This window comes from Streptomyces sp. NPDC034085, assembly GCF_055575555.1.
Genome location: NZ_JBVISL010000004.1, coordinates 762,538 through 788,513, shown reverse-complemented (window position 1 = coordinate 788,513; position 25,976 = coordinate 762,538). Strand labels below are relative to the sequence as shown.

Genomic DNA, 25,976 nt, shown 5'->3' with positions numbered 1-25,976 from the left:
TTCGCCGGACTCCACCCCCTGCGCGCTCTACCGTACGGACGTGACCGCGCTCCCGCCGCGGGCTCACACGAGGAGGATCCTGTGTCATCGACCTGCGACCCCCGGCACGCTCCGGCCGGCGATGTGGGCGCCGCGCTCATGGTGATCGACTCCCGGCTCAAGGCCGTCCACGACGGCAGGACCGGGGTCGACCCCGAGCAGCAGCAGCTGATCGAGCAGTTCACGGCGTCCATGGACGCCGAGGAGGCCCGTGACCTGCTGGACGGTGCGTGCACCCTCATCTTCATGTTCATGACCTGGCTGCGGAAGGCCTACGAGCGCCACGACAAGGACGTCATGGAGTACGTGGTGCCCAGCCTGGTGGCCACGATGCGCAGGCTGCGCAGGAGCGTCCGCCCCGAGACCATCCCGACCATGGTGGGGATGGTGGTCGCGGCGGGCATCGGCCTTAGCCCGAGTCTGTGGCGCACGCAGCACGGCGAGTGGACCGACGAGGAGATGAACGCCCTCGAAGCCACCACCCTCCTGCTCGCGGAGCACATCAACCAGCTGACCGACGACCGCGACTTCGCCACCCGCATGGTCACGACGGCCCTGGCCGGCGCGGAAGAGGACGGGGCGACGGCATGAGCCGCCAGGTCCAGATCACCTTCGACGCCCGCGATCCCCGGGCGCTGTCGTCCTTCTGGCGCGACGCGCTGGGCTACGTGCACCCCGCCCCGCCCGGGGTCGAGCTGCCCGAGGGCGCCGACCCGCTCGCGGCGTGGGACGCGTTCCTGGAGCGGGCCGGCGTACCGGAGGAGCAGCACAACGCGGCGTCGGCCATCGAGGACCCGGACGGCCACGGCCCGCGGGTGTTCTTCCAGCAGGTCCCCGAGGGGAAGACCGTCAAGAACCGCGTCCACCTCGACGTCCGCGCGGCCCCCGGACTCCGGGGCGAGGAGCGGATGGCCGCACTCGAAGCCGAGTGCGGCCGGCTCGTCGCCCTGGGAGCGGCGCGGGTACGCCGCCACGAGGCCGCTCCCCCGATGAGCGAGGGCTTCATCGTGATGACCGACCCGGAGGGCAACGAGTTCTGCCTGGACTGACACGGCGCGCCCCGGCCGGCCGTGCGCCGGGGCGGGCGGCTCGCCGGGCTGGGGGCCCGTTCGGTTCCTATGCTCGAAGGAGGAGGCCATCGGCACCGTACGGACGAGGGAGGCGGGTGGCATGACCGGAACGGCGGACGCGCGTGAGGCCGACCGTGCGCTCAAGGCGAAGCACCGGACGATGTGGGCGCTCGGCGACTACCCGGCGGTCGCCACCCGGGTCGTGTCGGCCCTCGGGCCCGTGCTGGTGGAGGCCTGCGCGGTGAAGGCCGGGGACCGGGTGCTGGACGTCGCCGCCGGGTCGGGGAACGCCGCCGTTCCCGCCGCGCTGGCCGGCGCCGACGTGGTGGCCTCGGACCTGACGCCCGAGCTGCTGGCCGTCGGGCGCAAGGAGGCCGCGGCACGCGGTGCCGAGCTGCGCTGGCAGGAGGCGGACGCCGAGGCGCTGCCCTTCGAGGACGCGGAGTTCGACACGGTGATGTCCTGCGTCGGGGTCATGTTCGCCCCGCACCACCAGGCCGCCGCCGACGAACTGGTGCGCGTCTGCCGGCCCGGCGGCACGATCGGGCTGATCAGCTGGACCCCGGAGGGGTTCATCGGGCAGATGTTCGCCACCATGAAGCCGTACGCGCCGCCGCCCCCGCCGGGGGCGCAGCCGCCGCCGCTGTGGGGGCGGGAGGAGCACGTGCGGACGCTGCTCGGCGACCGCGTCACCGGCGTCGAGGCCCGGCGGCAGGTGCTCCGCGTGGACGCGTTCCGGGAGCCGGAGGAATTCCGCGCGTTCTTCAAGTCCGCCTACGGGCCGACGATTGCGGCCTACCGGAACCTCGCCGACGAGCCGGAGCGGGCCGCCGCGCTGGACGGGGCCCTCGACGGCCTGGCGGCCGGCGCCCTGCGGGACGGCGTCATGGAGTGGGAGTACCTGCTGTTCACCGCGCGACGCGGCGGGGCGGGGGCGGGGTAGGCAACGGGCCGGGCCGGCTCCGTACGGAAGGGAGGCGAGGGCCCCTCAGGGGCGGCCGACGCCGTACGCCGCGTGCTCCTCCTGCCGGCGCCGCCTCCACTGCTCCCGGCGCGGGCCGGGAGCCGCCCGCTCCGGCGGAACCCGGCCCCGGCATGCTCACGGTGCGGGGACGCCGCCCGGCGGCACGGGGCTGACCGCCCACCCGCTCGCGTACCGGCCGTGCGGCGGCGCTTTCCGGCCGTTCCCCGCCCTCCGGTACCCGCTCACGGGAACGGGCCCGCATCCGGGGCAACCGCGACAGCGGCGGCGGCACGCCGCGCGGCGCGGACCGCGCCGGGACCCGGAACACCCGACGAGAAACCGGAGGAAACGATCATGCTGATCACGGTCACCCGCACCGGAGGCTTCACCGGGGCCGAGAAGCTCCGCGAACTCGACACCGCGGGCCGGCGCGACGCGGCGCGGATCGAGGAACTCGCACACCGCGCCGTCTCCTCCGTGCCCGACGGCTACCACTACCGGATCACCGTCGACGGCGAGGTCCTCGACGTGCAGGACCCGTGCCTGTCCGACGACCAGCGGGCGCTGATCCGCACGGTTCTCGGGGAAGGCGCCTGACCGCCTCCTATCCCCCGCATCCGCCGCAGGAGCCGTACTGGCGCTGCTGCCGCTCCCACCAGGACTCGCACCGGCACGCCCCGAACGGCGAGCTGCACGTGGGGCACGGTGGCTCCTGCGGGCCGGGGTCCGCTTCGGCGGGCGCATCTGGCACGCTCGCACCGCGGAACCGGGTGCAGTCGCACGGCGGACCGGCCGTGGTGCCGAGGCACTTGAGCAGGAAGACGGCGTGGACACCCTTGCCGTGTCCGCACCCGATGCAGCGGCGTGACGCCATGCGCACCACCTGAGGTCGACGGGAAGACGCGTACGTGCCTCCCAGAGTGGCCGACCGGGGCGCTCATGGCCATGGGTCCGCGGCGATGTGACGCGCCGTCGGTCAGTGCATGGCCCAGGTGAACTTGCCCCCTCCGACCCACCGGACCTCGTCCAGGTCGTCGAGGTCGTGGATCGTGATCCCCGCCTCCGCGGCGACCAGGAGCACGTCCGTCATCGACGTCGCCCTGCCGACGATCTCGCCGTCGAGTTCGACGATGCGAAAGGGCGGGGTGCCGGGTTGGATGCCCAGGACGGTGATGCGCGCCGGGGAGAGGTGGGGTGTCAGACCTTCCGTCATGGGGAGACGGTTGCACGCCGTCACCGGTGAGGGGCTCGGCGACACGGCCGGCGGGGCCGATCGTGGGCCCACCCGGTGAAGCCGGCGCCGGCTTCACCGGCGGGACGGGGCAGCCGCGGAGCACCCGGACTCCCCCGCCCGTTCCACCGCCCTCAGACCCGGCGCCAGGCGGCCATCGCCCAGGAGAACGCCCCGAACAGCACCAGGCCCGCCGCCACCGCCACCAGCAGCCACGGTCCCGCGGGGGTGTCGGCGAAGCTGCGCAGGGTGTCGTCGACGCCCTTGGCCTTCCCGGGGTCGAACTCCAGCGCCGCGTAGACCGCGCACCCGCCCGCCGTCGCGAACAGCGCGCCCCGGGCGAGCCCGCCGCCCACGCCGAGCACGTCGACGACGTCGCTCACCCACCGCGGCCACGTGGGCAGCGCCAGGTGCTTGCGGAACGTGCGCCGTACGGCCGACACCGCGATCACCACACCGCCCACGGCTATCCCCAGCCCGGCCAGCGCGACCAGCCAGCGGCCGGCGGGCAGTTCGAGGACGCTCGCGGTGGCGTCGCGCGACTGCTCGTCGCTGGACTTGCCGCCGCCCTGCCCGGCGGCGAACGCCAGGGCGGACCCGGCGGCCACCGCGTAGAACACCGCCCGGCACGCGGCCGCGAACCGCTTGCGGGCCTTGCGGCCGCGGGGGCCGGGTCCGCCGAAGACGGCCTCCGACAGCTGCCAGAGGGCCATCCCGACGAGGCCGATCCCGACGGCCCAGATCAGCACCTTGCCCAGCGGGCCGCCCGCCAGTCCGGCGAGCGCGCCCTGCCGGTCCGCCTCCTGCCCCGGGTTCTCACCGAAGGCGATGCGCAGGGCGATGACGCCGACCAGTACGTACAGCACCCCGCGCGTGGCCAGTCCCGCCCGGGCCGCGGCCTCGACCCCGGCGCGGGGGGCGACCTCCCGCACGCGGTTCTCACCAGAAGTCGACTGCATGGCCACCTCTCCGTCCCCGGAGCGCCCGCGCGCTCCCCGGGAGCGTCTGCCCCGTCCGGCGGCGTTGTCCCAGGCCGACCGCACCGGTCACGCGGTGCGAGGGGTGCTCACGCGGGGTGATCCGGGGTGGCGACCCTGGCGAGGGCCAGGACCCCGGCGCAGATCAGGACCAGGCCGAGGAGCTGCGGCACGAGCCACCAGTGGGCCCGCACGTGTTCCTCGTACAGCAGCACCCCCAGGGCGATGCTGACGCCGGCGTCGCCGAGGGTCAGTGCGGGCTGCGAGGCCACCAGCGGGCCGCCCTGCACGGCGTGTTCGAGGAGCAGCAGGGCGCAGACGCCGCTCGCGCCGAAGGCGTACGTCTCCCAGGTTGTCAGGAACGCGCCGATGCCGTCGTCGTCGAGTACGTGTACGGCCGACTTCATCAGGGCCGCCGTGAGCGCGTAGCAGACGGCGGTGGCCGCGCCGAGGGAGCCGGCCCGCATCCGGCCGGCCGGATGCCGCAGTCCGGCCACGGCCAGCGCCGCCACGGCCGCCGCGCACGCCGCCAGCGCGAGGACCCACCGGTCGAGCGGGACGTGGGTGCGGTTCCCGGCCGGTGCGGCCGCGACCAGGACGATGCCGAGCCCGGCCACCACCGCCGCCACGGCGAGCCACAGCGCACCCGGCAGCCGGCTCCGGGCCGCCAGGGAGGCGATCAGCAGGGCGAGCGGCAGCTCCAGCACGAAGAGGGGCTGTACGAGGGCCAGCGCGCCGGTGGCCAGCGCCAGGGCCTGGCCCACGCCGGCCGCGATCACCGCCAGGATCCCGGCGATCCACAGGGGCCGCCGCAGCAGGTCGAGGACGAGGCCGAACCGGAAGCCGTCGCTCTGCGGGACGGTGAGCGACGCCCGCCGCTGGAGGACGGTCGCGAGGGCGTTGCTGAACGCCGCGAACAGCGCGAAGAGGACCGGCAGGAGGAAGCCCATGCCCCGATCATCACCGCATCGGGAGCCGCTCGCGGCCGTGACACCGTCCGCTGCCCGCGCGAATGAGTGAGTCGGTTGACTGGCTCCCTGGAGACAGAGGGCCGGGCCCCCGGCGCGCCCGGCCGGGGGCGGGCTCACGGGCCGGGCTTCGTCCAGCGCCCACCCGCGTCACCGGCCCCGGGCTCCGTTCCCGGCGTGGGCGCGAGGACCAGGCGCGGCAGGGCCTCCGGGTGCTTCTCCGAGAGCCACGCGATGAGCTGCTCCCGCACCGCGCAGCGCACCGTCCACAGGTCGTCGGCGTCCTTGGCCGTGACGATCGCGCGCACGACCATGGTGGAGGGGGTCGTCTCGGTGACGGCGACGTCCCAGCCGCGGCCGTCCCACTCCCGGCAGTGGTTCAGGATCTCGTGCACCTTCTCGCGGATGAGGTCCACGGGGGCGGCGTGGTCGCAGTGCAGGAAGACGGTGCCCGTCATCTGCACCCCGCCCCGGGACCAGTTCTCGAAGGGCCGGGTGGTGAAGTAGGAGACGGGCATGGTGATCCGGCGCTCGTCCCAGGTCCGCACGGCGAGGAAGGTCAGCGTGATGTCCTCCACCACGCCCCATTCGCCGGCGACCACGACCGTGTCCCCGATGCGCACCATGTCGCCGAAGGCGATCTGGAAGCCGGCGAAGAGGTTCCCCAGCGTCGACTGGGCGGCGACGCCCGCCACGATGCCGATGATCCCGGCGGACGCCAGCACCGAGGTGCCGAGCGCACGGAAGCTCGGGAAGGTCAGGAGCATCGCCGCGACCGCGACGACGGCGACGACGGCGGTCACGACCCTCATGATCAGCGTCACCTGGGTACGGACCCGGCGGACCCGGGCCGGGTCACGGGTCCCGGTGGCGTAGCGGGCGTACCCGGACTCGACGACGGCGGAGGCCACGCCCACGATGAGCCAGGCACCGGCACCGATCAGGGCGAGCGAGAGGGCCCGGCCGACGGCGGCCTGGTGCTCCTGGAGCGGCCGCCACGCGGTCTGGTGGTACGCGGCCCTGAGCAGCGCGGCGAGGAGCACGATCTGCAGTGCCGGGCGGCAGCGGCGCAGCGAGTGCCACAGGGGCGTTCCGGGGTCGCGGGCGTCAGCCCGGCGCAGCAGCAGGTCGACGATCCAGCCCGCGGCGGCGGTCAGCAGGATCGAGCCCCCCAGGACGGTCAGCAGGCGAAGTGCGGCGTTCATATCTCCTCAGCGGGTGTAGACGTCGAGGACATGGCCTCCCCGCACCTGCCCCGACGAGGAGGGCCGACACCGCTCTACTTGCCCCGGCCGCCCGCGAGGTCCCGTGCCCGGTCGACGAGCCCGGTGCCGACGGCCGGCAGCCGGTGGTGCGGCTGCGGGGCGGACATGCCGGGGTGGGGGCGGGTCGGCACGAACTTCTTCGCGCGCCGCACCTCGGACCCCAGCGCCTCCAGCGTCTCCCGGGGGCAGGCCTCGCGGAGCCGGGGGAAGAGGTTCTCCTCCTCGTCGTGGACGTGGGCGGTGACCTCGGCCTTCAGCGCGGCGATCAGCCGGTCGAAATCCGGTCCGTCGGCGTCCAGTCCTTCGAGGTCCTTCAGCAGCTTCTCGACGCGGGCGTGGTCGGCCAGTTCCCCGTCGGCGACGAGGGCGCCCTCGCCCTGCGGGAAGTGTGCGCGGATCGCCGGGCAGAGGTGCTCCTCCTCGGCCACGGCGTGCCGGACGAGTTCGATGGTCAGCTGTTCCGCCGCCTTGCGGCGTTCGCCGACGGGGACGGTCTGCTCGATCCGGGCGAAGAGGCCGGCCAGTTCCCGGTGGTCGGTGGTGAGTTCGGCGATGAGGTCCGCTTCGCGTGCCATGGCGGGGTCCCTTCCGGTCGGCGCCGGCCGGCGGCTGCGAGCCGGTCGCAGCGCGTGTACCCGTGGGGACGCAGAGCTAACGGGAGGAGCGGAGAGGTCGGCAAGCCCCGGGCGCGGGGCCGCCGGTCCGGCGCATGGCGCTCCGGGGGACGGGTACCCGGGGCGGTGACGTCCTGTCGGCGGCGGCCCGCACCAGGGGGTGCGGGAGCCGCGGGGACCACGGAAGGGGTGCACATGTCGCACGTCGAGGAGTACGTCGAGGTCTGCGTTCCGGTGCGCACGGCGTACAACCAGTGGACGCAGTTCGAGGACTTCCCCGCGTTCATGGAAGGGGTCGAACGCGTCGAGCAGCGCACGGACACGCTCACCCACTGGGTGACGAACGTGAACGGTGTCCAGCGCGAGTTCGACGCGCAGATCACCGAGCAGCTCCCGGACCGGCGCGTCGCGTGGATGACGGTCGAGGGGGAAACCCGGCAGGCCGGGCTGGTCACCTTCCAGCCGATCGACGCGAGCACCACCAAGGTCGTCCTGCACATGAACTGGGTGCCCGAGGGGCTGGCGGAGACGGCCGCCGACAAGCTCGGCTTCGTCAAGCGGCAGGTCGCCGGGGACCTGAAGCGGTTCAAGCTGTTCATCGAGTCGCGCGGCACCGAGACGGGCGCCTGGCGGGGCGAGGTCTGACCGCCCGCCGGGGACACCGCCGTTGACCGGTTCGGCCTCGAACACCGCACGGTGCGGGGCCTGTTCGAGAGGGTCGTCCCCAACTGCGGCGTGCAAGCGGGCGAGTCGACCAGAACGCCGGGCGGCCTGGCGCGCCACCTGTGCGCAGCCGGCCCGGCGAGCAAAAGGCCCCGGTCTCCGTGAGGAGGCCGGGGCCTTGATCGAGCGCTGGGCAGGCCTTGCACCTGCATCCCCCCACGGGAAGTGGGGTGTCTTTCCTTGGACCACCAACGCCGGTCCCACCACCGTGTTCCACGGCGGCGAGCTCGAGAACAAGCATACGACACGCCGACGGGCCGCACGAACGGCCCAGGCCGCCGTAACACGCCGTTGGTCAGGTGAATGCCGGGCATGAGGCCCTCGGAGGCGGTGTGATCCTGCTTCGACGTTCCGTCATCGACTTGGGAGTGACATGCGTATTCGAACTGCGATCGCCGCCACCGTTCTGGCCGCGGCCGGCATCCTCGGCGCCACCGGTTCCGCCGTCGCCGACGTGACCGCCGAGGGGCTCGCCTACGGCTCCCCTGGCGTACTGTCCGGCAACGTCATCCAGGTGCCCCTCCACGCGCCGATCAGCGCGTGCGGCAACTCCATCGGCCTGATCGGCCTGGTCGGCGGGACCGCCGGCAACACCTGCGTCAACACCTGACCGCGCCGCGGCCGCGGCCGCTCCCGACGGTGCCGCCCGGGTCCCACCGGCGGCACCGTCCGCGCACTGGGGTGCGACCCGCGCGAGATCCCACCGCGCACGGCGGGTTACGGTGTCCCTCCAGGTCAAGGGGGAACAGCGATGTCGCACCACGCAGGGTGGGAACAGCAGCCGCAGCCGTCCGTACCGCAGTGGGGAGGCGGCTGGTATCCACCCCCTCCCCCGCAGCCGGGGGTCATACCCCTGCGGCCGCTGGGCGTGGGAGAGATGATCGGCGGCGGCTTCTCCGCCTTCCGCCGGTACTGGAAGCCGCTCGTCGGCATCATGCTCTCGGTGCAGGGCGCCGGCCTGCTGATCGTGGCCGCCGCGATCGGCATCGCCGTCATGGCCGTGCGCAGCCGCTTCTCCGCCGTCTTCGACCTCCCGCCCGGGGAACGCCCCACCGGCGAGGACGTGACGACCGTGGTCCTGGCCTTCGTACCGGCCGGCGTGCTCCTGCTGGTCACGTTGCTGCTGGGCGCGGCGTTGATCAGCGCCCTGTGCCCCGCCGTCGCCCAGGAGGCCGTGCTCGGCCGGCCCGCCACGTTCGGAGCCATGTGGCGCCGTTGCTGGTCCCGGCTGCCTTCGGTGCTCGGCGTCCTGGCGCTGATCGGACTGATCGCGGGCGGGCCGGTGCTCCTCCTCTACGCGATCGGCCTTCCGCTGGTCGTCCTGTCCGCGGACTCCTCCGAGCCGCCGGCCGGCCTGTTCCTGCTGCTCGCGGGCGTCATGGCCTGGATGCCGGTCTCGACCTGGCTCATGACGCGGTTCAGCTTCGCGCCCGCCGTGGCCGTGTTCGAGGGACTGGGGCCCGTCGCGGCGCTGCGGCGCTCCGCGCGGCTGGTCCGCGACGCCTGGTGGCGCGTCTTCGGCATCACCCTGCTGGCGTACCTCGTGGGGATGGCCGTCGGTTACGCCATCCAGCTGCCGTTCGGCTTCGTCGGGATGCTCGGGCTCTTCCCCGCGATGTTCGAAGCCGGCTCGGGCGACGGCGACCTCGGCATGGTGGTCTCCGGGATCGTCGTCTACGCCGTCTCCCTGCTCATCGGCTCCATGGTCAGCGCGCTGTTCCAGCTCGGCTACCCGCAACTGGTCGTCGCCCTGCTCTACGTCGACCAGCGGATGCGCCGGGAGGACCTCGCGGCAGCCCTGATCGCCTCCACCGTCCCCGCCCAGGCGGCGCCGGGCCGTACCGCGGGCCCCTGACCGGATTTCCCGCCCCGCGCGGCCGCGCCCCTCGGCGCCCGGCACGCGGCGGCCGCGGCGCCTCACCGAAGGGCGCCGCGGCCGGATCCTCGCTCTGCGCCGGACGGGTCAGCGCGTGGCGCCGAAGTCCTGCGTCCAGTACTGGCCCGGCTGGGCGAGGCCGATGCCGATTTCCTTGTAGGAGCAGTCGAGGATGTTCCGCTTGTGGCCCGGGCTGTTCATCCAGCCCTCCATGACCTGCTCGGGGCTGCCGTAGCCGTAGGCGACGTTCTCGCCGTACGTCCGCCACTGGTAGCCCGCGCGGGTGATGCGCCCGCCCGGGTCGGAACCGTCGGAGCCGGTGTGGGACATGTTGCCGTGGGCTGCCATGTCCGCACTGTGGTCCTGCGCGGCCTTGGTGAGCTTCTCGTTGACGGTGAGCACCGGGCACCCGACGGCGGCGCGCTCCTCGTTGACGAGCTCGAGGACCTTCGCCTGGGCCTCGGGAAGCGCTCCGGCGGCCTGCGGGGCCGCGGCGGTCCCGGCGGAGGCCTCGACCGGCTGCGGCTGCGGAGCTGCGGGCGGCGCGGCCTCGACGACCGGCTCGGCGGGCTCTTCGGCGACGGGCTCGGCGGGTGCCTCGGCGACGGGCTCGGCGGGCTCTTCGGCAACGGGCTCGGCGGGGGCCTCGGCCCGCACCGGAGCCTGGACCGGAGCCTCCTGCGGCAGCGGGGCCGCCGGGGCGCCGAGGGGCGCGGCCCGGTGGTGGGCGACGTGCCGTACGGGGCCGTCGGCGCGGGTGTCGTGGGGATCCAGGCACGCCATGGCGGCGGTCGGCACGCCCACGATGGCCAGCGCCCCGACGGCGACGGCTATTTTCCTGTAGTGCGTCTTCTTGCGGTGCTTCTTCATGCGGGACCTCACTCGGTGATCGCGAAGCTCCCGGCGCCGGACCACGAGGGCGCCGGAGGAGTCGCCATTCTCAGGAGCCCCGCAGCGGCATGGCAAGCCGGAACCGGCCGGCGGCGGGGGGCCCCGCGGCCCCCGGCTTGAAAGGGCCGGAAGAACGTGCATGCCCCCGTCGGGGCCCCCTGCGCACCCAGCTGACGTGCCGCTAGAACGGCCCCTCGTCAGTCCCGTTGGGCGAGCAGTAATGAAAGTCGACAATTCCGTTTCTGGCGGAGTGCGGCATGTCAACGCCAAACAGGGACAAATGGCGAAATGTGGAGGCGTCGGCGATCTCCGCGAGGCCCGCCGGGCCGCCGGGGGCGGTGTGTCGCATGTCACGGAATGCGGAAAGCCCCGTATGCCCGGACACCGGGCACACGGGGCTCCTCGATGTGGCGTCAGCTCCGCGAGGCGCTGGCGACCACGCATTCCTTGTACTCGCTGCCGTCACCCTTGCCCGTGTACGGGGCCGTGGCCTCGGTCTGCTGCGAGGCACCCGCCTTGACCTTCAGGCCGGTCACGCGCGCCTGGGCGGGGATCGCGGTGGAGGCGGCGTCCCCGCGGAACTTCATCGTGATGTTGTAGGTGTAGTCCAGCGCACCGCTGTTGGTGACGGTGAGCCTGGCGACCAGGTTCTTGCCCGTGCTGTCCATCTTGCAGCCGTCGATCCTGATGTCCCGCTCGGCCCTGTTGCTGCTGGAACCACCCGGCACGGTGCCGCCGGTGGACGTGGAACCGGTACCGCCGCTGGTGCTGCTGCTGTCCTGGCTGCCGCCGGTGGTGCCCCCCGTGGTGCTGCTGCCGCCGGTGGAGCTGCTGGAGCCGGAGTGGGAGCTGGAGCTGTGGCTGCTGCCGCCACAGCTGGCACCGTGCGAGCCACGGGCTCCGGTGAGTGCGACGACGGCGATGCCGAAAACAGCGACCGCGCGGACATGGCGAAGCTTCACGTTCAAAAACCCCGTTGACGTATCAGTGAGCAAGAGGCCCGTCTTGACGGGCGCACGTCACCCTACAGCCGACGGGAGGGTGCTCCCGACACTCCGTCCGCGCGGTGCGGGGCCGGGGCGTTCAGGTGTGGAGGAGGCTGTTGGGGCCGTCCTGGTCCCCCGCGCTCTCGTCGTTGAACCAGTAGTCGCCCGCCGCCAGGTACCGGAAGGAGTGGGCGCCCTTGCTCGGCAGTTCGACCGTCACCGCGCGCTTCCCGTCCTTGCGGGGGCGCAGGGTGTGGACGCCGGGCTGCCAGTCGTTGAAGTCCCCGACCACGCTGACCGGGCCGGGCGGCCGGTCCCCGGGGAGGACGAAGGTGACCTCGGTACGGTCCTTGTGCAGCTTGCGCTCCAGCATGGGATCGGCTCCTCGGGGCTCGGGGTGGTCGGGGCTCGCACCATCCTGGGCACCCGGCCCGCGCTTCCGCGGCGACGCGTCCGCACGGCGTCCGGACATCACCCTCACGCCACGATCCGCGGCCGGCGGGGAGCGGACGGGGCCGATCCGTGGCACGGTGAACGGGGAGAGCCATCCGTACACCCCAGGCATCGAGGAGTCACCCGTCATGGGCGGTATGAAGGACAAGCGCCAGGAGCCCGGCAAGGGCCGCGAGGAACAGAAGCGTCCGCAGCCGTCCGGCCAGGATCCCGTCCACCCCGAGCCCCTCACCCCGTCCCGCGGGCAGGACATCGTGGAGAAGGGGCGGCGCCGCGCGGCGGAACGCCGGGGCGAGGAACACGACCTGAGCGACGACGACTTCTGAGCGGGGCTCCGCCCCGCGCACGCAGAGCCCGGCCGGGCCCGTAGTCACCCGGCCGGGCTCTGTCCCGTCCCGCCGCCGACGCGGTCGCTCGAGGTGTACGCGAGGACCGGCACGCGACGGCGCTCGTCGTCGCTGGGCGGTGCCCCGTCCGTCACCGCGGTGGGGCTGCCGCCCGCGCCGTCGTGCGGACCGGCGCGGACGATCGTGACGGGCGGACCGCGCATCGTCCGGAGCGGATCACGGGAAGTACCGTCCCCGCGCGCGGCGTTGCCGCGACGAGCGGACCCGTCCGCGGTCTCCGGCCGGGTGCGGCCCGGGTTCAGCGCCGCAGCCGCTTCTCGGGGGGATCGTCCCGGGGCCACAGGCCGATCATGTCCAGCAGCGATTCGAGGTCTTCGGCGCTGGTGGCGCGGGAGGCAACCGCGCGGCGGGCCGCGGCCCGGTCCACGCTGCCCGCCCGGGCCAGGAGCGCCGGCTCGTCACATCCGAAGGGATCCTTCATACGACCGATGCCACCACGCCCCGGGCCGTTCCGCAGCCGCCACTGCTCCCATCGGCCCCCGTGGGGTGGGCGCCCCTTAGGGTGAAGTGGAGATCCACCAGCCGGGGTCCGGGCCTGCGGACCGCCTTCCTCCAGGAGTTGTCCATGGCGCGCTCGCTCGACGGCCTCGTCTTCTTCCCGGTCGCCGACCAGTCCCCCGGCCAGGTGGGCCGGCGGACCCGGTTCGCCTACCACGAGCAGGACGGCCGGGTTTGGGCCGAGTACCGTGGCGGGGACGTGGTCAGGGGACACCTGGTCGGCACCCGGGCGGACGACACCGTCGACTTCCGCTACGTCCAGCTCCGCCACGACGGCACGACCGCCTCCGGCCACTGCGTCTCGCGCGTGACGGAGCTCGCCGACGGGCGGTTGCGTCTGGAGGAGGCCTGGACGTGGGAGTCCCAGGAGGGCAGCGGTACCAGCGCGGTCGAAGAGCAGCCCGGAACGAGGGAGAGCGCTTCATGAGGATCCACCTGACCAGTGTCTTCGTCGACGACCAGGACAAGGCACTGGCCTTCTACACGGACGTACTGGGGTTCCTGAAGAAGGCGGAGGTGCCGCTGGGCGCGGACCGGTGGCTGACCGTGGTCTCGCCGGAGGATCCCGACGGGACGGAACTGCTGCTGGAGCCCGACGGCCACCCCGCGGTGGGGCCGTACAAGGAGGCGCTGGTCAGGGACGGAATCCCGGCGGCGTCCTTCGCCGTGGGCGACGTACGGGCGGAGTTCGACCGGCTGCGGGTGCTCGGGGTGCGGTTCACCCAGCCGCCGGTGGAGTCGGGCCCGGTCACCACCGCGGTCCTGGACGACACCTGCGGCAACCTCATCCAGCTCGTGCACACCGACTGACGGCCCGGGAAGGCACCGGGCCGATGGCCTAGGGGGTGTCCGCACAGTAGCGCCGGCCGCCCGAAGGGCGTCGCAGGGCAGGCGGGACTGTGCGGACACCCCGTAGGATCCGGACGGGCGGGGCCGTAGCGCAGAGGTCGTCGCGCGCGGTCTCCAACACCGCGAGGACGCCGGTTCGATTCCGGTCGGTCCCGCCCGTCCCGCCGGGCCACGCGGTGGTCAGGCCGGCTGTTCGGCGGTGGCCGGCGCCCCGCCCTGTCCGGCCCGGAGCTGCTTCTGGCGCGTGCCGCCGCCCGACATGCGGTGCAGGCGGTAGCCGCCGGGCTTGCGGGCCTCGTCGGCCAGGTGCTTGACGACGCCCTTGCAGACGGTTTCCTTGAGTTTGGCGCCGGGTCGGCCGTCGACGTGGAGCCAGATCGCGACGTCGGCCCGGGTGGCGAACTGGAAGATGCCGTCGCGTCGGCCGAGGCTGATGCACTGGGCGCCGAACGCCTGGTTGAGGCGCTCCGGCCGCTCGCCCGCGATCCGGCTGAGGACGGTGTCGGCCGCCCGGGCGCCCAGCGGCATCGCGGCCTGGCAGCTCATGCGCAACGGCACGCCCGAAGGGGCGGCCGAGTCGCCGGCAGCGACGATGCGCACGTCGTCCACGCTGGTCAGGGTCTCGTCGGTGAGCAGGCGCCCGACGGGGTCGGTGCGCAGGCCGCTGCGTGCGGCGAGGTCGGGGACGGCGAAGCCGGCGGTCCAGATGGTGACGCTGCTGGGCAGTTCGCGGCCGTCGGTGAGGCGGACGGTGTCCCGGGTGACGGCATCGACCGTGCTGTCGGGGCCGTCGATGACGCGTACGCCCAGGGCGGCCAGGCGGCGGGCGACGGAGCGGCGGCCGCGGGGGTGGAGGTAGGGGCCGAGGACGCCGCCGCAGGCCAGGGTGACGGTGCGGCCGGCTTCGGCGAGCTCGGCGGCGGTCTCGATGCCGGTGGGGCCGGCTCCGACGACCGTGACCGGGGCGGACGCGGGTGCGGTGTCCAGGACGGGGCGCAGCCGCTGGGCTTCTTCCAGGGTGGCGACCGGGTAGGCGTGCTCGGCCGCTCCGGGGACGCGCAGGGCCGCGCTGGTGCTGCCGACGGCGTAGACGAGGTAGTCGTAGCCGAGCGTGCCGCCCGAGGACAGGGACAGGGTGCGTGCGGGAGCGTCTATGCGCGCCGCGGTGTCGACCACCAGCCGTACCCCGTCGGCCAGGACGTCCCGGTAGTCGACAACGGCCTCGTCGCTGCCGCCCACCAGCTGGTGCAGGCGGATGCGGTGGACGAACGAGGGGCGCGGGTTGACCAGCGTCACCGCCACGTCGCCGCGCAGGGTCAGGCGGTTGGCCGCCATGACGCCCGCGTAGCCGCCGCCCAGCACCACCACGTCGGTCTTGTCGGTCATGATCTCTCCTTCGTTTCCGGTCTCGCGGAAACCGGTGGTCGAGCATCACTCACATGCAGTTGCTGCACTGATGTGCAGCGACTGCATCAGGATATACCGAGGCGAGGAGTGGACGTCAAGATCGATCCGTCAAGTGATAGGCGGCCGTACGGAGTTCGGCGGCGAGGCGTGTCGGCCGCCCGGCCAGCGCGGGCGAAAAGGAAGGGCCGCTGTCAGCGCCCGTGATTAGGCTGCACGGATGAGCGAGATGGAGATCGTCACCGAACGGGCCGAGTGGCGGGGCGGGTTCGAAGAGCGGCTGCTGGCCGGGTACCGGGGCGCGGGGTGCCCGGAGCCCCTGGCCAGGGCCCTGCTGGAACGGGCGGCACAGGGGATGGACGGCTGGACGGTGGCCACCGACGGCACCGGATGGGTCGCGGTCTCCGTGTCGGAGGACAACGGGGTGCCCGTGGGCCGGATCCACGACCTGACGTTCCCCGAGGGCCGCGCGTGGGCCGAGCGGTGGTGTGCCGAGCACGGAGCGCGGCGGGTGGAGGTCCGCCTCACCGGCGGGGCGGGAGCCTTCGCCGACTACCCCGTACGCGGGCAGAACCGGATGCGCGCCGTGGCCCGGGAGCCGCAGCTGCCCCCGGGCCTTACGGTGCGCCGGCTCACGGAGGAGGAGTACCCGGCCTGGTACGCCGGCGAGGAGGCCGCGTACGTCGCGGACATCGTCCGGGCCGGGGCCCTGACGCCCGAGCAGGCCAAGGAGAAGTCCGACCGGGACTTCGCCCTGCACCTGCCCCAGGGCTACCGCACCCCGGGGCACGCCTTCTACGCCATGGAGGCCGGCGGTCAGGTGATCGGCACCGGCTGGGTGAACCACGGGTTCCTGCCAGGCGTCACCTTCGGCTTCTCGCTCGAGGTGTACGAGGAGCACCGCGGCAAGGGCTACGGCCGGGCCGCGATGGCCGTCGGCGAGTGGGCCACCCGGCAGGGCGGGGACGAGGCGATGATGTTCAACGTCTTCGGCGGCAACGACGTCGCGATGAGCCTGTACGACTCCACCGGTTTCGCGGTACTGGAGGAGTTCCGCTCCGTCGACCTCCCGGTCGCGGCCGGAGCGGCCCCCGCTCCGGTGTCAGCCGTTCAGTGACGTCATGAGCTCGGGCGCGTACCGGTCCCCCGAGACCACGCCGTGCGGCGCGACGGCGTCGATGGAGGCCAGGTCGGCGTCGGTGAGGGCGACCGCGGTCGCGGCGACGTTCTCCTCCAGGTAGCGGCGGCGCTTGGTCCCGGGGATCGGCACGGCGCCCATGCGCAGGGTCCAGGCCAGCGCGAGCTGCGAGGGGGTGACGCCCTTCTCGGCGGCCAGGGCGCGGACCCGGTCGACCACGGCGAGGTTGCGGTCGAAGTTCTCGCCCTGGAAGCGGGGGTCGGTGCGCCGGAAGTCGTCGGCGGCGAAGTCGTCCGGGCTGGTCACGGCGCCGGAGAGGAAGCCGCGGCCGAGCGGGGAGTAGGCGACGAGGCCGATCCCGAGCTCGCGCAGGGTATCCCGTACGCCGTCGTGCTCGATCCCGCGCTCGAAGAGGCTGTACTCGGTCTGCACGGCGGCCAGCGGGTGCACGGCGTGGGCGCGGACGATGGTGGACGCGGCGGCCTCGCAGATGCCGATGTGGCCGACCTTTCCGGCGGCGACGAGCTCGGCCATGGCGCCGATGCTCTCCTCGATGGGGACGGCCGGGTCGACGCGGTGGAGGTAGTACAGGTCGATGTGGTCGGTGCCGAGGTGGCGCAGGGAGCGGTCGGCGGCGCGGCGGATGTACTCGGGCGTGCCGTTGTGGCCGCGGAACTCCCCCTGGTCGGTGAACTCGACGCCGGTCTTGGTGGCGATGACGGCGGCGTCGCGGCGGCCGGCGAGGGCCTTGCCGAGGAGCTGCTCGTTGATGAAGGGGCCGTAGCCCTCGGCGGTGTCGAGCAGGGTCACGCCCAGTTCGAGGGCGCGGTCGATGGTGGCGAGGGATTCGGTCTCGTCGGCGGCTCCGTAGTGGGCGCTCATGCCCATGAGGCCGAGGCCCTCGGCGCCGACCTTCAGTCCCTGGCCGCCCAGTGCGCGGATCTCCATGGTGTCCTCCCGGGGTAAGTAACTAACTGGATAGTTTGAGTCTGCACCCCTGGGGCGCCGGATGTCAATAACCAGATAGTTACTTGCTAGGCTCCCCGGTATGGCACGGGATTCCAGCGCAACCAAGGCACGCCTGCTCGACGCGGCGTTCTCCGAGTTCGCGGCGTACGGCATCGCCGGCGCCCGCGTCGACCGCATCGCGGAGCACGCGCAGGCGAACAAGCGGCTCATCTACGTCTACTACGGCAACAAGGAGCAACTGTTCGACGCCGTGCTCCAGCGGGCGCTGGAGACGGGCTCGGAGTCCGTGCCCTTCGACGCGGAGGACCTGCCCGGGTACGCGGGGGCGGTCTTCGACCACTTCGCGGCGCACCCCGACCTGACGCGCCTGGTGCAGTGGAAGCAGTTGGAGCGGCCTGAGACCCCGGAGCTCGTGGCGCAGTCCTACCGGGCCAAGCTCGAAGCGGTGGAGCGGGCACAGGCGGCGGGGCTGGTCGACCCGGGGCTCGACCCGGCGGACGTCCTCACGCTGGTCATGGGGCTGGCCCAGGCGTGGACCGGCGAGGTCGGCGGCCCCGCTACGGGCGGCCCGGCCGCGCCGTGGCCCGCCGAGCGGCTGGCCCGCCACCGCGAGGCGGTCGTCGAATCCGTCCGCCGCCTGATCCGGCCGCCGCAGCCCGAGGCTTGACCGGACCGGCTCCGGCCCGGGCCCCGGCCTCCCGCGGAGGCGGCCCGGGCCGTCCCTGCCGGATCCCGCCGGTCGAGCCCGCGGCGCCCGGCGCCGTGCGTCCCGAGGCGGAGGAAGGCCCGGTTACGGCTGTCCCCGGGCCCTCCGGCAAGGCGGCGAGGCGCGGTGTCAGGCCGCCGGGGGGCGGGGCGTGGCCTGCGCCAGGAGCCTGAGGGCGGTGTCGTCCTCGGAGCCCGCCGGGGCGGTCGCCACCAGCAGGGTCTGGTCGTCCGTGACGCGCAGCGCCTGCTGGGTGACGGTCAGGGTGCCCACCAGCGGATGCCACATCCGCTGCTCGGCGGCGGTGCAGGGCCGGGCCCGGTGGTCGGCCCACATCGTGGCGAACTCGTCGCTCTTCATGCTGAGTTCGCCGACGAGGGCCCCCAGCAGCGCGTCGTCCGGATGGCGGCCGGCCGCGTACCGCAGATTGGCGACGGCGGCCCTGGCCTTGGATTCCCAGGTGACGTACAGCTCGCGCAGGTACGGGTCGAGGAAGATCGACGAGGCCATGTTGGGCCGGTCGGCGGGCCGGTCGGGCGCGGTGGGGTCGAGGTGCCCGGCGAACAGGGCGTGACCCAGCGGGTTCCAGGCCAGGACGTCGGCGCGGCGGCCGGTGAGGACGGCCGGGACGTCCGGCATGGAGTCCAGCAGCCGGCGGGTCGCCGCGTCGACCCGTTCCGCGGGCGGGCGCCGGGCGGGCGGCCGCCGCACGGCCAGGCCGGCGAGGTCGTGCACGTGCCGCCGCTCGGCCTCGTCGAGGTTCAGCGCGCGGGCGAGGGCGTCCAGCACCTCCGGCGAGGCGTTGTGCGAGTGCCCCTGTTCCAGCCGCGCGTAGTACGAGGCGCTGACCCCGGCGAGGAGGGCCAGCTCCTCGCGGCGCAGGCCCGGGACCCGGCGCCGTTCGCCGTACGTGTCGAGGCCGATGTCCCCCGGCGTCAGCCGGGACCGGCGGGCCTGCAGGAACGCGCCGAGGCTGCTCTGTCCGTCCATGCGCCCCAGTATCGCCGGGCCCGCGGCCCGCTTGCCTCTCCCTGCCGGGGATAGGCAGCGGAGGGTGTGGCTGCGCCGCGCCGCGCCGCGCAGGGTGGGGGCCATGAACACAGACACCATCGAGTTGGGCCACGTCACCGTCACCCGGGTCCGCGAGTACTACGGACCGCTCGGGCTCCCCCCGCGCGGCTTCGTCCCCGAGAGCAGCGAGGACGTCTGGACGGCGCATTCCGACTGGCTGCGGCCCGACTTCACCGACGGCGAGCCGCCTGTGGCGCAGGTCGCGCTGCAGACGTGGGTGCTGCGCAGCGAGGGCCGCGTCGTCCTCGTCGACACCGGCGGCGGCAACCACAAGGCCCGGCCCGGCACCCCGTGGGACCGGCAGGAGACCGCCTTCCTGGACGACCTCGCGCGGGCCGGGGTCAAGCCCGAGGACGTCGACCTCGTCGTCAACACCCACCTGCACGGGGACCACGTCGGATGGAACACCCGCCTGCACGGGGACGACTGGGTGCCCACCTTCCCGAACGCCCGCTATCTGATCAACCGGAACGACTTCGAGTTCTGGAACCCCGCGAACGGCCACACCTCCGTCCTCGGCGACGGCAACGCCGGTGTCTTCGAGGACAGCGTGGCCCCCGTCCACGAGGCGGGCCAGGTCGTGCTGTGGGAGGACAGCCATGTGATCGACGCCAACCTCCGGCTGGACCTCGCCGCCGGGCACACCCCCGGGTCGAGCGTGCTCACCCTCGCCTCGGGCGGAGACCGGGCGGTGTTCGTGGGCGACCTGCTGCACAGCCCGGTGCAGATCATGGAGCCGGACGCCAACAGCTGCTTCTGCGAGGACCCCGGACAGTCGCGGGCCACCCGGCGCCGGCTGCTCGGCTGGGCCGCCGACCGCAACGCGCTGCTGGTTCCGGCGCACTTCGGCTCCCACGGTGCCGTGGAGGTCGTCCGGGACGCGGGCGCCTTCGCGGTCAAGGGGTGGGCGGGGTTCGCGCCGTACACCCCGGGCGGCGAGGGCTGAGCCGAGCCCGGACGGCGCGCCCCGGGACCGGCTGGTCGCGGGGCGCGCCGCCGTGTGCGGGGCGCTCCGCCGGGCTGCGCGGCGGCCGGGGTGGTATGCCGGCGCGGGCGCCGGGGCTGCGCGGCGGCCGGGTCGACTCCTGCCGGTCCGGATGCGAGTAGGGTCCGTCGTAGACAGGCACCGGCCCCCACGAACGGATCCGATCCCCCATGTACGCACCCGAGCGTCAGCAGCGGATCGTGCAGCTGACCCAGGAGCGCGGGCGCGTCGAAGTCCTCGCTATGGCAGCGGAGTTCGGAGTCACGCAGGAGACCGTCAGGCGGGATCTGACCGCCCTGGAACGGGCCGGCCTGCTGCGCCGGGTGCACGGCGGCGCCCTGCCGGCCGGGGGGCTGCACCTGGAGCCGGGGCTCGCGGAGCGCGACTCCACCGCCGCGGCCGCGAAGGAGCGGATCGCCAGGGCCGCGCTCGGGCTGCTCCCGGAGGAGGGCAGTCTGCTGCTGGACGCGGGCACGACGGTCTCCCGGCTGGCCGCCCTGCTCCCCCTGGACTCCACGCTCACCGTGGTCACCAACGCCCTTCCGGTGGCCGCCCGGCTCGCCGAGCACCCCGGGCTCGGCCTCCACATCGTCGGCGGCAGGCTGCGGCACCGTACGCAGGCGGCGGTGGACGCGTGGGCACTGCGCGACCTCGCCGAGCTGGAGGCTGACGTGGCGGTGATCGCGGCCAACGGCTTCTCGGCGGAAGCGGGACTGACCACCCCCGACCTGGCAGAGGCGGCGGTGAAACGGGCCATGGTGGGCGCCGCCCGCCGGGTGATCCTCGTCGCGGACTCCTCCAAGTACGGCGCCCGCCACTTCGCCCGGTTCGCCGCGCTGGCACAGGTGGACGTGCTGGTCACGGACACCGGGCTGACCGAGGAGCAGGAGGCCGAGGTCGCCGCCCGCGGCCCCCGGGTGATCCGGGCCTGACGATCAGCCGGGCAGGCGGAAGCCGTTGAAGAGGTCGTCCATGCCGCGCAGCGCCAGACGGGCGGGGACGGCCCGGACCGCGAGGTCGCGGGCCGCCGCGGCGAGCGGGTTGCCGAGGGCGCCGAGCCGGCCGACCCGGCGGGCGCGGACGCGTACGGCGTCGGTGCGGTCCCGGCGGGCCGCCGTGTACGCGGCGAGCGCGGCCGGGACGGGGTCCGGGCCGCCCTGGCCGTCGGGGCCGTCACCCGCCGGGAGCAGGCGGGCGAGGACCACCGCGTCCTCGATGGCCTGGCAGCCGCCCTGGCCCAGGTTGGGGGCCATGGCGTGGGCGGCGTCGCCGAGCCAGGCGATCCGGCCGTGGTGCAGGCGGGGCAGCGGGGCGGCCAGGTCGTGGAGGTCGTTCTGCAGGACGTCGGCGGCGTCGAGGCGGCCGACGCGTTCCAGCAGGGCCGGGATCGGGTCGTGCCAGACTCCGAAGCGGCGGCGGAGTTCGGCGCGGGGGTCGGCCGACCGGGTGCCGGCCGGGACGCGTGCGGTGGCGTAGAGGTAGTACCGGCCGTCGGCGAGCGGCGTCACGCCGAACCGCTCGCCGCGCCCCCAGGTCTCGCTCATGGCCGGCACCGGCAGGTCCGGGGCGTCCACGAGGGCCCGCCACGCGGTCTCGCCGAGGTAGTGCAGGCCGGGGTGGGCGGGGAAGTGCGCCCGGCGGAGCGGGCTGTGGATGCCGTCGGCGGCGACGACCAGATCGGCGGTGAACTCCTGGCCGGTGGCCGTGCGGACGCTCGCGCGGCCCGTGACGCCGTCGGCGGCCGGTGCCCCGAGGGCGGGCACGGCGACACCGGGTACGGAGGCATCGGGCAGGTCGGCGCCGGTCAGGTCGACGCCGGTCACGGCGGTGCCGTAGCGCAGGGCCCCCGGTGGCAGGGCTGCCGCCAGGGCGGCGGTGAAGGCCGGACGCGGGACGGCGATCGGGGGCGTTCCGTAGCGGGCCGCCATGTCCGCGGTGGCGACCCGGGTGAGCCACCGGCCGTCGGAGCGGCGTACGCCCATCGCCTCCGGTACGCGGCTGCCGGCGGCGCGGGCCGCGTCGACGCCGATGGCATCGAGTGCGCGCAGGGCGTTGGGGGCGAGTCCGATGCCCGCCCCGGTGGCGGGGAGTTCGGGGGCACGTTCGCAGACGGTGACGTCCCAGCCGCGGCGGTGCAGTGCGAGGGCCGCCGTGAGACCGCCGATTCCGGCTCCGGCCACCACCGCGTGCCGTTTCGCCACGGCGCACCCCTTTCCCTCCGGCGCGGGCGCCGTCCGCGGCCGCCGAGCCCCGACCCTACAACTCCCGGGTAGGGGCTCGGCGGCCGCTTTTCAGGAAGCGGCCGCGCCGCGGCGGCCGGTGGCGGAGGCGAAGCCGAGCCAGGTGTGGCGGTTGCCCCACCAGCACCAGCCGACCTTCGGGGCGTTGCGCCGCTCACGGCCGTCCCGTCCCGTGCCGTTGCTGATCCAGATCGCGGGGGTGCGTGCGTCCAGGGCGCCGTTCGGCTTGCGCAGGCGGGAGCCGATGGTCATGAAGCAACGGTCGCGTTCGAGGACTTCCGGCTGCTGGAGCACCCAGTGGATGCCTTCGGTGAGCAGCAGCGGGGTGCGGTCCTCCTCGGCGAGGGCGGGCAGCGCCTCTTCCGGGCTCCAGTTGGCCATGTGATCACCCCGGTTGACGCCGGTGACGAGGTAGAGGGGGGCGTCGGGCAGCTCGACGGCGCCGGGTGCGAAGTCGTCGACGTCGGTCATGTCGGTGACGACGAAACCGGGCTTGCCGTCGTGGCGGAGCAGGGGCGCGAGCGCGGAGGCGGGGGCGCGCTCCGGGTGGACGGCGAGCAGGGCGCCGCCGTGTCCGGCGCCGGCGTCCTCGGCGAAGGCGCGGAGCTCGTCGGCGGATATCCCCGCGATGTCGTGCACGCCGAGGCGGATCAGCTGGTCGGCCTGGGTGGCGAGCGGCGGGAGGGAGGGCACGGGGGTGGCGGGCGAAGCGTCGGTCAAGGTACTCCTCGGTCGGCGGTGTGGAGCGGTGGGGAGCGGCGTGCGTGGGATGAACGAGGCGCCCCGCCGCAATGTTCCCGACGAAGCAGTGTTTCTGACACGGGTGCAGGCGCACCGCGGCCGGGCCGGGCGGCGGCCCCGGCGTCACCCCGCCGGTCACGGGACCGGCCGCTCCCGCGGCGCCGCTGACGGGGCGGGAGGTGACGGGAGGAGCCCGGAGGAGGTACAAGGCGTAGGTGAAGGAAAAGACCCAGGCCGCGACCGTCCGCGTGTTCATCGCCCTCGCCCCGCCCGATGCGGCGAAGCAGGAACTGGAGCGGGCGCTGCTGCCCGCCTACGAGGCGTACCCCCGCATGCGGTGGAACCGGATCGAGGACTGGCACATCACCCTGGCCTTCCTCGGCGAGCTTCCGGTCGGGGCCGTCCCGCTCCTGCGGCCGCCGCTCGCGGCCCTGGCGGCGGCGCGCCGGCCCGTACGGCTGTCCCTGCGCGGCGGCGGGCATTTCGACGAGCGGGTGCTGTGGAGCGGGATCGACGGGGAGGTCGAGGAGCTGCACGTACTGGCCTCCGAGGTGCGCGCGGTGGTCAAGGAGTGCGGCATCGCCTTCGCGGACCGGCCGCTGCGTCCGCACCTGACGCTGGCCCGGGCCCGCCGAAACGATCCCTCGGCCGCTGTGGAGGCCGCCGCCGGACTCGCCGGCTTCGCTGGGCGGCCCTGGGAGGCCGGGCGCCTGCACCTGGTCGGCAGCAACGTCGGCCGGGGCCCGGGGCCGATCCACTACCGCGACATCGCGTCCTGGGGCTTCGGCGGCGGGAGCGGAGAGGCCCGCGGCCACGCCACGCGGACCGGAATTGCATGACCATGCGGGAGCATGCATAATCTTCCTATGTCTAAGGTCCTCACCTCCCTTCCCGCCGGCGAGCGCGTCGGCATCGCCTTCTCGGGCGGCCTCGACACCTCCGTCGCGGTCGCGTGGATGCGCGACAAGGGTGCCGTCCCGTGCACCTACACCGCCGACATCGGCCAGTACGACGAGCCCGACATCGCCTCGGTGCCCGGCCGTGCGAAGGCCTACGGTGCCGAGATCGCGCGCCTGGTCGACTGCCGGGCGGCGCTGGTCGAGGAGGGCCTGGCCGCGCTGACCTGCGGCGCGTTCCACATCCGCTCGGGCGGGCGGGCCTACTTCAACACCACCCCGCTCGGCCGCGCCGTCACCGGCACCCTCCTGGTGCGGGCGATGCTCGAGGACGACGTCCAGATCTGGGGCGACGGCTCGACCTTCAAGGGCAACGACATCGAGCGGTTCTACCGCTACGGCCTGCTCGCCAACCCGCACCTGCGGATCTACAAGCCGTGGCTCGACGCGGACTTCGTGACCGAGCTGGGCGGCCGCAAGGAGATGTCGGAGTGGCTGCTGGCCCACGACCTGCCCTACCGCGACAGCACCGAGAAGGCGTACTCCACCGACGCCAACATCTGGGGCGCCACCCACGAGGCGAAGACCCTGGAGCACCTGGACACCGGCGTGGAGACGGTGGAGCCGATCATGGGCGTGCGGTTCTGGGACCCGTCCGTCGAGATCGCCACCGAGGACGTGACGATCGGCTTCAACCAGGGCCGCCCCGTCTCGATCAACGGCAAGGAGTTCTCCTCCCCCGTCGACCTGGTCATGGAGGCCAACGCCATCGGCGGCCGCCACGGCATGGGCATGTCGGACCAGATCGAGAACCGGATCATCGAGGCCAAGAGCCGCGGCATCTACGAGGCGCCCGGCATGGCGCTGCTGCACGCCGCGTACGAGCGCCTGGTCAACGCGATCCACAACGAGGACACCCTCGCCCAGTACCACAACGAGGGCCGGCGCCTGGGCCGGCTGATGTACGAGGGCCGCTGGCTGGACCCGCAGGCCCTGATGGTCCGCGAATCCCTCCAGCGCTGGGTCGGCGCGGCCGTCACCGGTGAGGTGACGCTGCGGCTGCGGCGCGGCGAGGACTACTCGATCCTCGACACCCGGGGCCCGGCGTTCAGCTACCACCCGGACAAGCTCTCCATGGAGCGCACCGAGGACTCGGCCTTCGGCCCGGTGGACCGGATCGGCCAGCTCACCATGCGGAACCTGGACATCGCCGACTCCCGCGCCAAGCTGGAGCAGTACGCGGTCCTCGGCCTGATCGGGACCGGCAGCCCCGCCGTCGGCGCCGCCCAGGCGGCCTCGACCGGGCTGATCGGCAGCATGCCGGAGATGCCGCAGGGCGGCGCCGAGGCCATCGCCTCGCGCGGCGAGGTCTCCGCCGACGAGGAGATGCTGGACCGCGCCGCGATGGAGTTCGGCACGGACTGACCGGCAGCACGGAGAAGGCCGGTCCGGCGCCAGGGGCGCCGGACCGGCCTTCGTCTTTTCGGGCTCCTCAGTAGACGAGCTTGTACGTCACGTCCTTCGGCACCGGGGCCGGCGCCGTGTCGGTGTAGAGGAGCCGGATCGTGGTGAAGCGCCGGACGTCGGGGCGGTCGGGCCAGGCCTCCGGCCGGCTCAGGGTCACCGTCACCGGGTAGGAGCGGAAGCGCCCCGCCGCGCAGTACGGGCGGCAGTCGTTGACCATGTCGGTCCCGGTGGCGGTGGCGGTGCTCGGCCCCCACGTCTCCCAGCGCAGCGCGACCAGCCGGTTGTTGCCGTCGCCGCAGGCCAGCAGGTATTCCTCGGGACGGACCTGGGCCTGCGCGGAGCAGTCGACCACGACGACCGGATCGGGCGCCGGGGCCGGGGCGGCGGAGGCCGGGACGGCGGCCGCCGCGCAGGCTGCCAGCGCGCACGCCAGCGCCGCTCTCCGCGCTCCGGACCGGCGTGTCCGTCCGGGCCGGGTCATTCGTGAAGCCTCCATCAGCCCCTCCTCGCCAGTCCGTACCGTCGGCGCGCGGCCATGCCCAGCTTCC

At 73.9% G+C, this 25,976-nt stretch carries 32 protein-coding genes and 1 tRNA gene; 17 read left to right on the top strand and 16 right to left on the bottom strand.

The annotated features are described in order from the left end of the window. Positions 1 to 81: 81 nt before the first annotated feature. From ACZ501_RS18500 to ACZ501_RS18485, 4 genes are all read left to right on the top strand, one after another. Positions 82 to 630, top strand: a complete 549-nt coding sequence (locus ACZ501_RS18500) for a hypothetical protein (RefSeq protein WP_361609067.1) — start codon at positions 82 to 84, stop codon at positions 628 to 630. After that, positions 627 to 1,088: a VOC family protein gene (locus tag ACZ501_RS18495; protein ID WP_468796550.1), complete on the top strand. Its 462-nt coding sequence runs from the start codon at positions 627 to 629 to the stop codon at positions 1,086 to 1,088. Before ACZ501_RS18500 ends, ACZ501_RS18495 begins: the two co-directional genes overlap by 4 nt. Before the next feature lie 121 nt (positions 1,089 to 1,209). Continuing rightward, positions 1,210 to 2,052, top strand: a complete 843-nt coding sequence (locus tag ACZ501_RS18490; protein ID WP_468796548.1) for a class I SAM-dependent methyltransferase — start codon at positions 1,210 to 1,212, stop codon at positions 2,050 to 2,052. Between the two features lie 375 nt (positions 2,053 to 2,427). Next, positions 2,428 to 2,670, top strand: coding sequence for a protealysin inhibitor emfourin (locus ACZ501_RS18485; protein WP_361609073.1), 243 nt, complete (start codon positions 2,428 to 2,430; stop codon positions 2,668 to 2,670). A 379-nt stretch (positions 2,671 to 3,049) separates the two neighbouring features. Here the strand turns inward: ACZ501_RS18485 and ACZ501_RS18480 are convergent, their stop codons facing one another. From ACZ501_RS18480 to ACZ501_RS18460, 5 genes are all read right to left on the bottom strand, one after another. Beyond that, positions 3,050 to 3,286, bottom strand: a complete 237-nt coding sequence (locus tag ACZ501_RS18480) for a hypothetical protein (RefSeq protein WP_468796546.1) — start codon at positions 3,284 to 3,286, stop codon at positions 3,050 to 3,052. Positions 3,287 to 3,438: 152 nt separating this feature from the next. After that, on the bottom strand, positions 3,439 to 4,263 hold the full coding sequence (locus ACZ501_RS18475) for a DUF1206 domain-containing protein (protein WP_361609077.1): 825 nt from the start codon (positions 4,261 to 4,263) through the stop codon (positions 3,439 to 3,441). A 107-nt stretch (positions 4,264 to 4,370) separates the two neighbouring features. Next, on the bottom strand, positions 4,371 to 5,231 hold the full coding sequence (locus tag ACZ501_RS18470) for a DMT family transporter (RefSeq protein WP_361609079.1): 861 nt from the start codon (positions 5,229 to 5,231) through the stop codon (positions 4,371 to 4,373). 134 nt (positions 5,232 to 5,365) lie between these two features. After that, the gene (locus ACZ501_RS18465) at positions 5,366 to 6,454 is read right to left on the bottom strand and encodes a mechanosensitive ion channel family protein (protein WP_468796544.1); all 1,089 of its coding nucleotides are present in this window, start codon (positions 6,452 to 6,454) and stop codon (positions 5,366 to 5,368) included. Positions 6,455 to 6,528: 74 nt separating this feature from the next. Beyond that, on the bottom strand, positions 6,529 to 7,089 hold the full coding sequence (locus ACZ501_RS18460) for a hemerythrin domain-containing protein (protein WP_361609083.1): 561 nt from the start codon (positions 7,087 to 7,089) through the stop codon (positions 6,529 to 6,531). Between the two features lie 234 nt (positions 7,090 to 7,323). On the opposite strand from ACZ501_RS18460, the gene ACZ501_RS18455 reads away from it, so the two are divergent. From ACZ501_RS18455 to ACZ501_RS18445, 3 genes are all read left to right on the top strand, one after another. Further along, a complete protein-coding gene (locus ACZ501_RS18455; RefSeq protein WP_361609085.1) occupies positions 7,324 to 7,773 on the top strand; it encodes an SRPBCC family protein in 450 nt (149 codons plus the stop codon). A 451-nt stretch (positions 7,774 to 8,224) separates the two neighbouring features. Beyond that, positions 8,225 to 8,461 carry a chaplin gene (locus ACZ501_RS18450; RefSeq protein ID WP_361611545.1) on the top strand — a complete coding sequence of 79 codons (237 nt, stop codon included), beginning with the start codon at positions 8,225 to 8,227 and terminating at the stop codon, positions 8,459 to 8,461. A 141-nt stretch (positions 8,462 to 8,602) separates the two neighbouring features. Beyond that, the gene (locus ACZ501_RS18445; protein WP_362460781.1) at positions 8,603 to 9,706 is read left to right on the top strand and encodes a DUF7847 domain-containing protein; all 1,104 of its coding nucleotides are present in this window, start codon (positions 8,603 to 8,605) and stop codon (positions 9,704 to 9,706) included. 108 nt (positions 9,707 to 9,814) lie between these two features. On the opposite strand, the gene ACZ501_RS18440 is transcribed toward ACZ501_RS18445, so the two are convergent. From ACZ501_RS18440 to ACZ501_RS18430, 3 genes are all read right to left on the bottom strand, one after another. Beyond that, positions 9,815 to 10,597 carry a CAP domain-containing protein gene (locus ACZ501_RS18440; RefSeq protein ID WP_468796542.1) on the bottom strand — a complete coding sequence of 261 codons (783 nt, stop codon included), beginning with the start codon at positions 10,595 to 10,597 and terminating at the stop codon, positions 9,815 to 9,817. Between the two features lie 434 nt (positions 10,598 to 11,031). Further along, positions 11,032 to 11,580 carry a hypothetical protein gene (locus tag ACZ501_RS18435; protein WP_361611199.1) on the bottom strand — a complete coding sequence of 183 codons (549 nt, stop codon included), beginning with the start codon at positions 11,578 to 11,580 and terminating at the stop codon, positions 11,032 to 11,034. A gap of 121 nt (positions 11,581 to 11,701) precedes the next feature. Beyond that, positions 11,702 to 11,977: an isoamylase early set domain-containing protein gene (locus ACZ501_RS18430; RefSeq protein ID WP_361611200.1), complete on the bottom strand. Its 276-nt coding sequence runs from the start codon at positions 11,975 to 11,977 to the stop codon at positions 11,702 to 11,704. Positions 11,978 to 12,185: 208 nt separating this feature from the next. Between ACZ501_RS18430 and ACZ501_RS18425 the strand changes: the two genes are divergently transcribed. Beyond that, entirely contained in the window at positions 12,186 to 12,383 is a 198-nt protein-coding gene (locus ACZ501_RS18425; RefSeq protein ID WP_362460775.1) for a hypothetical protein, read from the top strand. A gap of 44 nt (positions 12,384 to 12,427) precedes the next feature. On the opposite strand, the gene ACZ501_RS18420 is transcribed toward ACZ501_RS18425, so the two are convergent. Beyond that, positions 12,428 to 12,607 carry a hypothetical protein gene (locus ACZ501_RS18420; RefSeq protein ID WP_468796540.1) on the bottom strand — a complete coding sequence of 60 codons (180 nt, stop codon included), beginning with the start codon at positions 12,605 to 12,607 and terminating at the stop codon, positions 12,428 to 12,430. 95 nt (positions 12,608 to 12,702) lie between these two features. Continuing rightward, a complete protein-coding gene (locus ACZ501_RS18415; protein WP_361611206.1) occupies positions 12,703 to 12,885 on the bottom strand; it encodes a hypothetical protein in 183 nt (60 codons plus the stop codon). A 144-nt stretch (positions 12,886 to 13,029) separates the two neighbouring features. Here ACZ501_RS18415 and ACZ501_RS18410 point away from each other — a divergent pair, with 144 nt between their 5' ends. The 3 genes from ACZ501_RS18410 (at position 13,030) to ACZ501_RS18400 (ending at position 13,966) form a co-directional block, all read left to right on the top strand. Continuing rightward, positions 13,030 to 13,389, top strand: a complete 360-nt coding sequence (locus ACZ501_RS18410) for an avidin-fold protein (RefSeq protein ID WP_361611208.1) — start codon at positions 13,030 to 13,032, stop codon at positions 13,387 to 13,389. After that, positions 13,386 to 13,772 (top strand): VOC family protein, encoded by a 387-nt coding sequence (locus ACZ501_RS18405; protein ID WP_468796538.1) that lies wholly within the window; start codon positions 13,386 to 13,388, stop codon positions 13,770 to 13,772. Before ACZ501_RS18410 ends, ACZ501_RS18405 begins: the two co-directional genes overlap by 4 nt. Positions 13,773 to 13,891: 119 nt before the next feature. After that, a tRNA-Trp gene (locus ACZ501_RS18400) sits at positions 13,892 to 13,966 on the top strand. A 25-nt stretch (positions 13,967 to 13,991) separates the two neighbouring features. Here the strand turns inward: ACZ501_RS18400 and ACZ501_RS18395 are convergent. Further along, entirely contained in the window at positions 13,992 to 15,197 is a 1,206-nt protein-coding gene (locus ACZ501_RS18395) for an NAD(P)/FAD-dependent oxidoreductase (protein ID WP_468796536.1), read from the bottom strand. A 238-nt stretch (positions 15,198 to 15,435) separates the two neighbouring features. Between ACZ501_RS18395 and ACZ501_RS18390 the strand changes: the two genes are divergently transcribed. Next, complete coding sequence (locus ACZ501_RS18390) at positions 15,436 to 16,332, top strand: GNAT family N-acetyltransferase (protein ID WP_361611129.1); 897 nt, start codon at positions 15,436 to 15,438, stop codon at positions 16,330 to 16,332. Here the strand turns inward: ACZ501_RS18390 and ACZ501_RS18385 are convergent. Beyond that, complete coding sequence (locus ACZ501_RS18385) at positions 16,318 to 17,301, bottom strand: aldo/keto reductase (RefSeq protein WP_361611130.1); 984 nt, start codon at positions 17,299 to 17,301, stop codon at positions 16,318 to 16,320. The two genes, ACZ501_RS18390 and ACZ501_RS18385, sit on opposite strands and share 15 nt — an antisense overlap. 100 nt (positions 17,302 to 17,401) lie before the next feature. Between ACZ501_RS18385 and ACZ501_RS18380 the strand changes: the two genes are divergently transcribed. Next, positions 17,402 to 17,989 carry a TetR/AcrR family transcriptional regulator gene (locus tag ACZ501_RS18380; protein ID WP_468796534.1) on the top strand — a complete coding sequence of 196 codons (588 nt, stop codon included), beginning with the start codon at positions 17,402 to 17,404 and terminating at the stop codon, positions 17,987 to 17,989. Between the two features lie 168 nt (positions 17,990 to 18,157). Here ACZ501_RS18380 and ACZ501_RS18375 read toward each other — a convergent pair whose 3' ends face one another. Further along, positions 18,158 to 19,018, bottom strand: coding sequence for a helix-turn-helix domain-containing protein (locus ACZ501_RS18375; RefSeq protein ID WP_361611634.1), 861 nt, complete (start codon positions 19,016 to 19,018; stop codon positions 18,158 to 18,160). Between the two features lie 103 nt (positions 19,019 to 19,121). Here ACZ501_RS18375 and ACZ501_RS18370 point away from each other — a divergent pair, with 103 nt between their 5' ends. Both ACZ501_RS18370 and ACZ501_RS18365 read left to right on the top strand, forming a co-directional pair. Then, a complete protein-coding gene (locus ACZ501_RS18370; RefSeq protein ID WP_468796532.1) occupies positions 19,122 to 20,045 on the top strand; it encodes an MBL fold metallo-hydrolase in 924 nt (307 codons plus the stop codon). Between the two features lie 209 nt (positions 20,046 to 20,254). After that, on the top strand, positions 20,255 to 21,016 hold the full coding sequence (locus ACZ501_RS18365; RefSeq protein ID WP_468796530.1) for a DeoR/GlpR family DNA-binding transcription regulator: 762 nt from the start codon (positions 20,255 to 20,257) through the stop codon (positions 21,014 to 21,016). 3 nt (positions 21,017 to 21,019) lie between these two features. Here the strand turns inward: ACZ501_RS18365 and ACZ501_RS18360 are convergent, their stop codons facing one another. Together ACZ501_RS18360 and ACZ501_RS18355 are read right to left on the bottom strand one after the other, a co-directional pair. Beyond that, a complete protein-coding gene (locus ACZ501_RS18360) occupies positions 21,020 to 22,285 on the bottom strand; it encodes an FAD-dependent oxidoreductase (RefSeq protein WP_468796528.1) in 1,266 nt (421 codons plus the stop codon). Between the two features lie 90 nt (positions 22,286 to 22,375). Next, positions 22,376 to 23,044 (bottom strand): DUF5701 family protein, encoded by a 669-nt coding sequence (locus ACZ501_RS18355; RefSeq protein ID WP_468796526.1) that lies wholly within the window; start codon positions 23,042 to 23,044, stop codon positions 22,376 to 22,378. Between the two features lie 236 nt (positions 23,045 to 23,280). Here ACZ501_RS18355 and thpR point away from each other — a divergent pair, with 236 nt between their 5' ends. After that, on the top strand, positions 23,281 to 23,904 hold the full coding sequence (gene thpR / locus ACZ501_RS18350; protein ID WP_362460750.1) for an RNA 2',3'-cyclic phosphodiesterase: 624 nt from the start codon (positions 23,281 to 23,283) through the stop codon (positions 23,902 to 23,904). 27 nt (positions 23,905 to 23,931) lie between these two features. Beyond that, entirely contained in the window at positions 23,932 to 25,386 is a 1,455-nt protein-coding gene (gene argG / locus ACZ501_RS18345; RefSeq protein WP_361611645.1) for an argininosuccinate synthase, read from the top strand. 67 nt (positions 25,387 to 25,453) lie between these two features. Here argG and ACZ501_RS18340 read toward each other — a convergent pair whose 3' ends face one another. Beyond that, on the bottom strand, positions 25,454 to 25,924 hold the full coding sequence (locus ACZ501_RS18340) for a hypothetical protein (RefSeq protein WP_468796524.1): 471 nt from the start codon (positions 25,922 to 25,924) through the stop codon (positions 25,454 to 25,456). Positions 25,925 to 25,976: the final 52 nt, after the last annotated feature.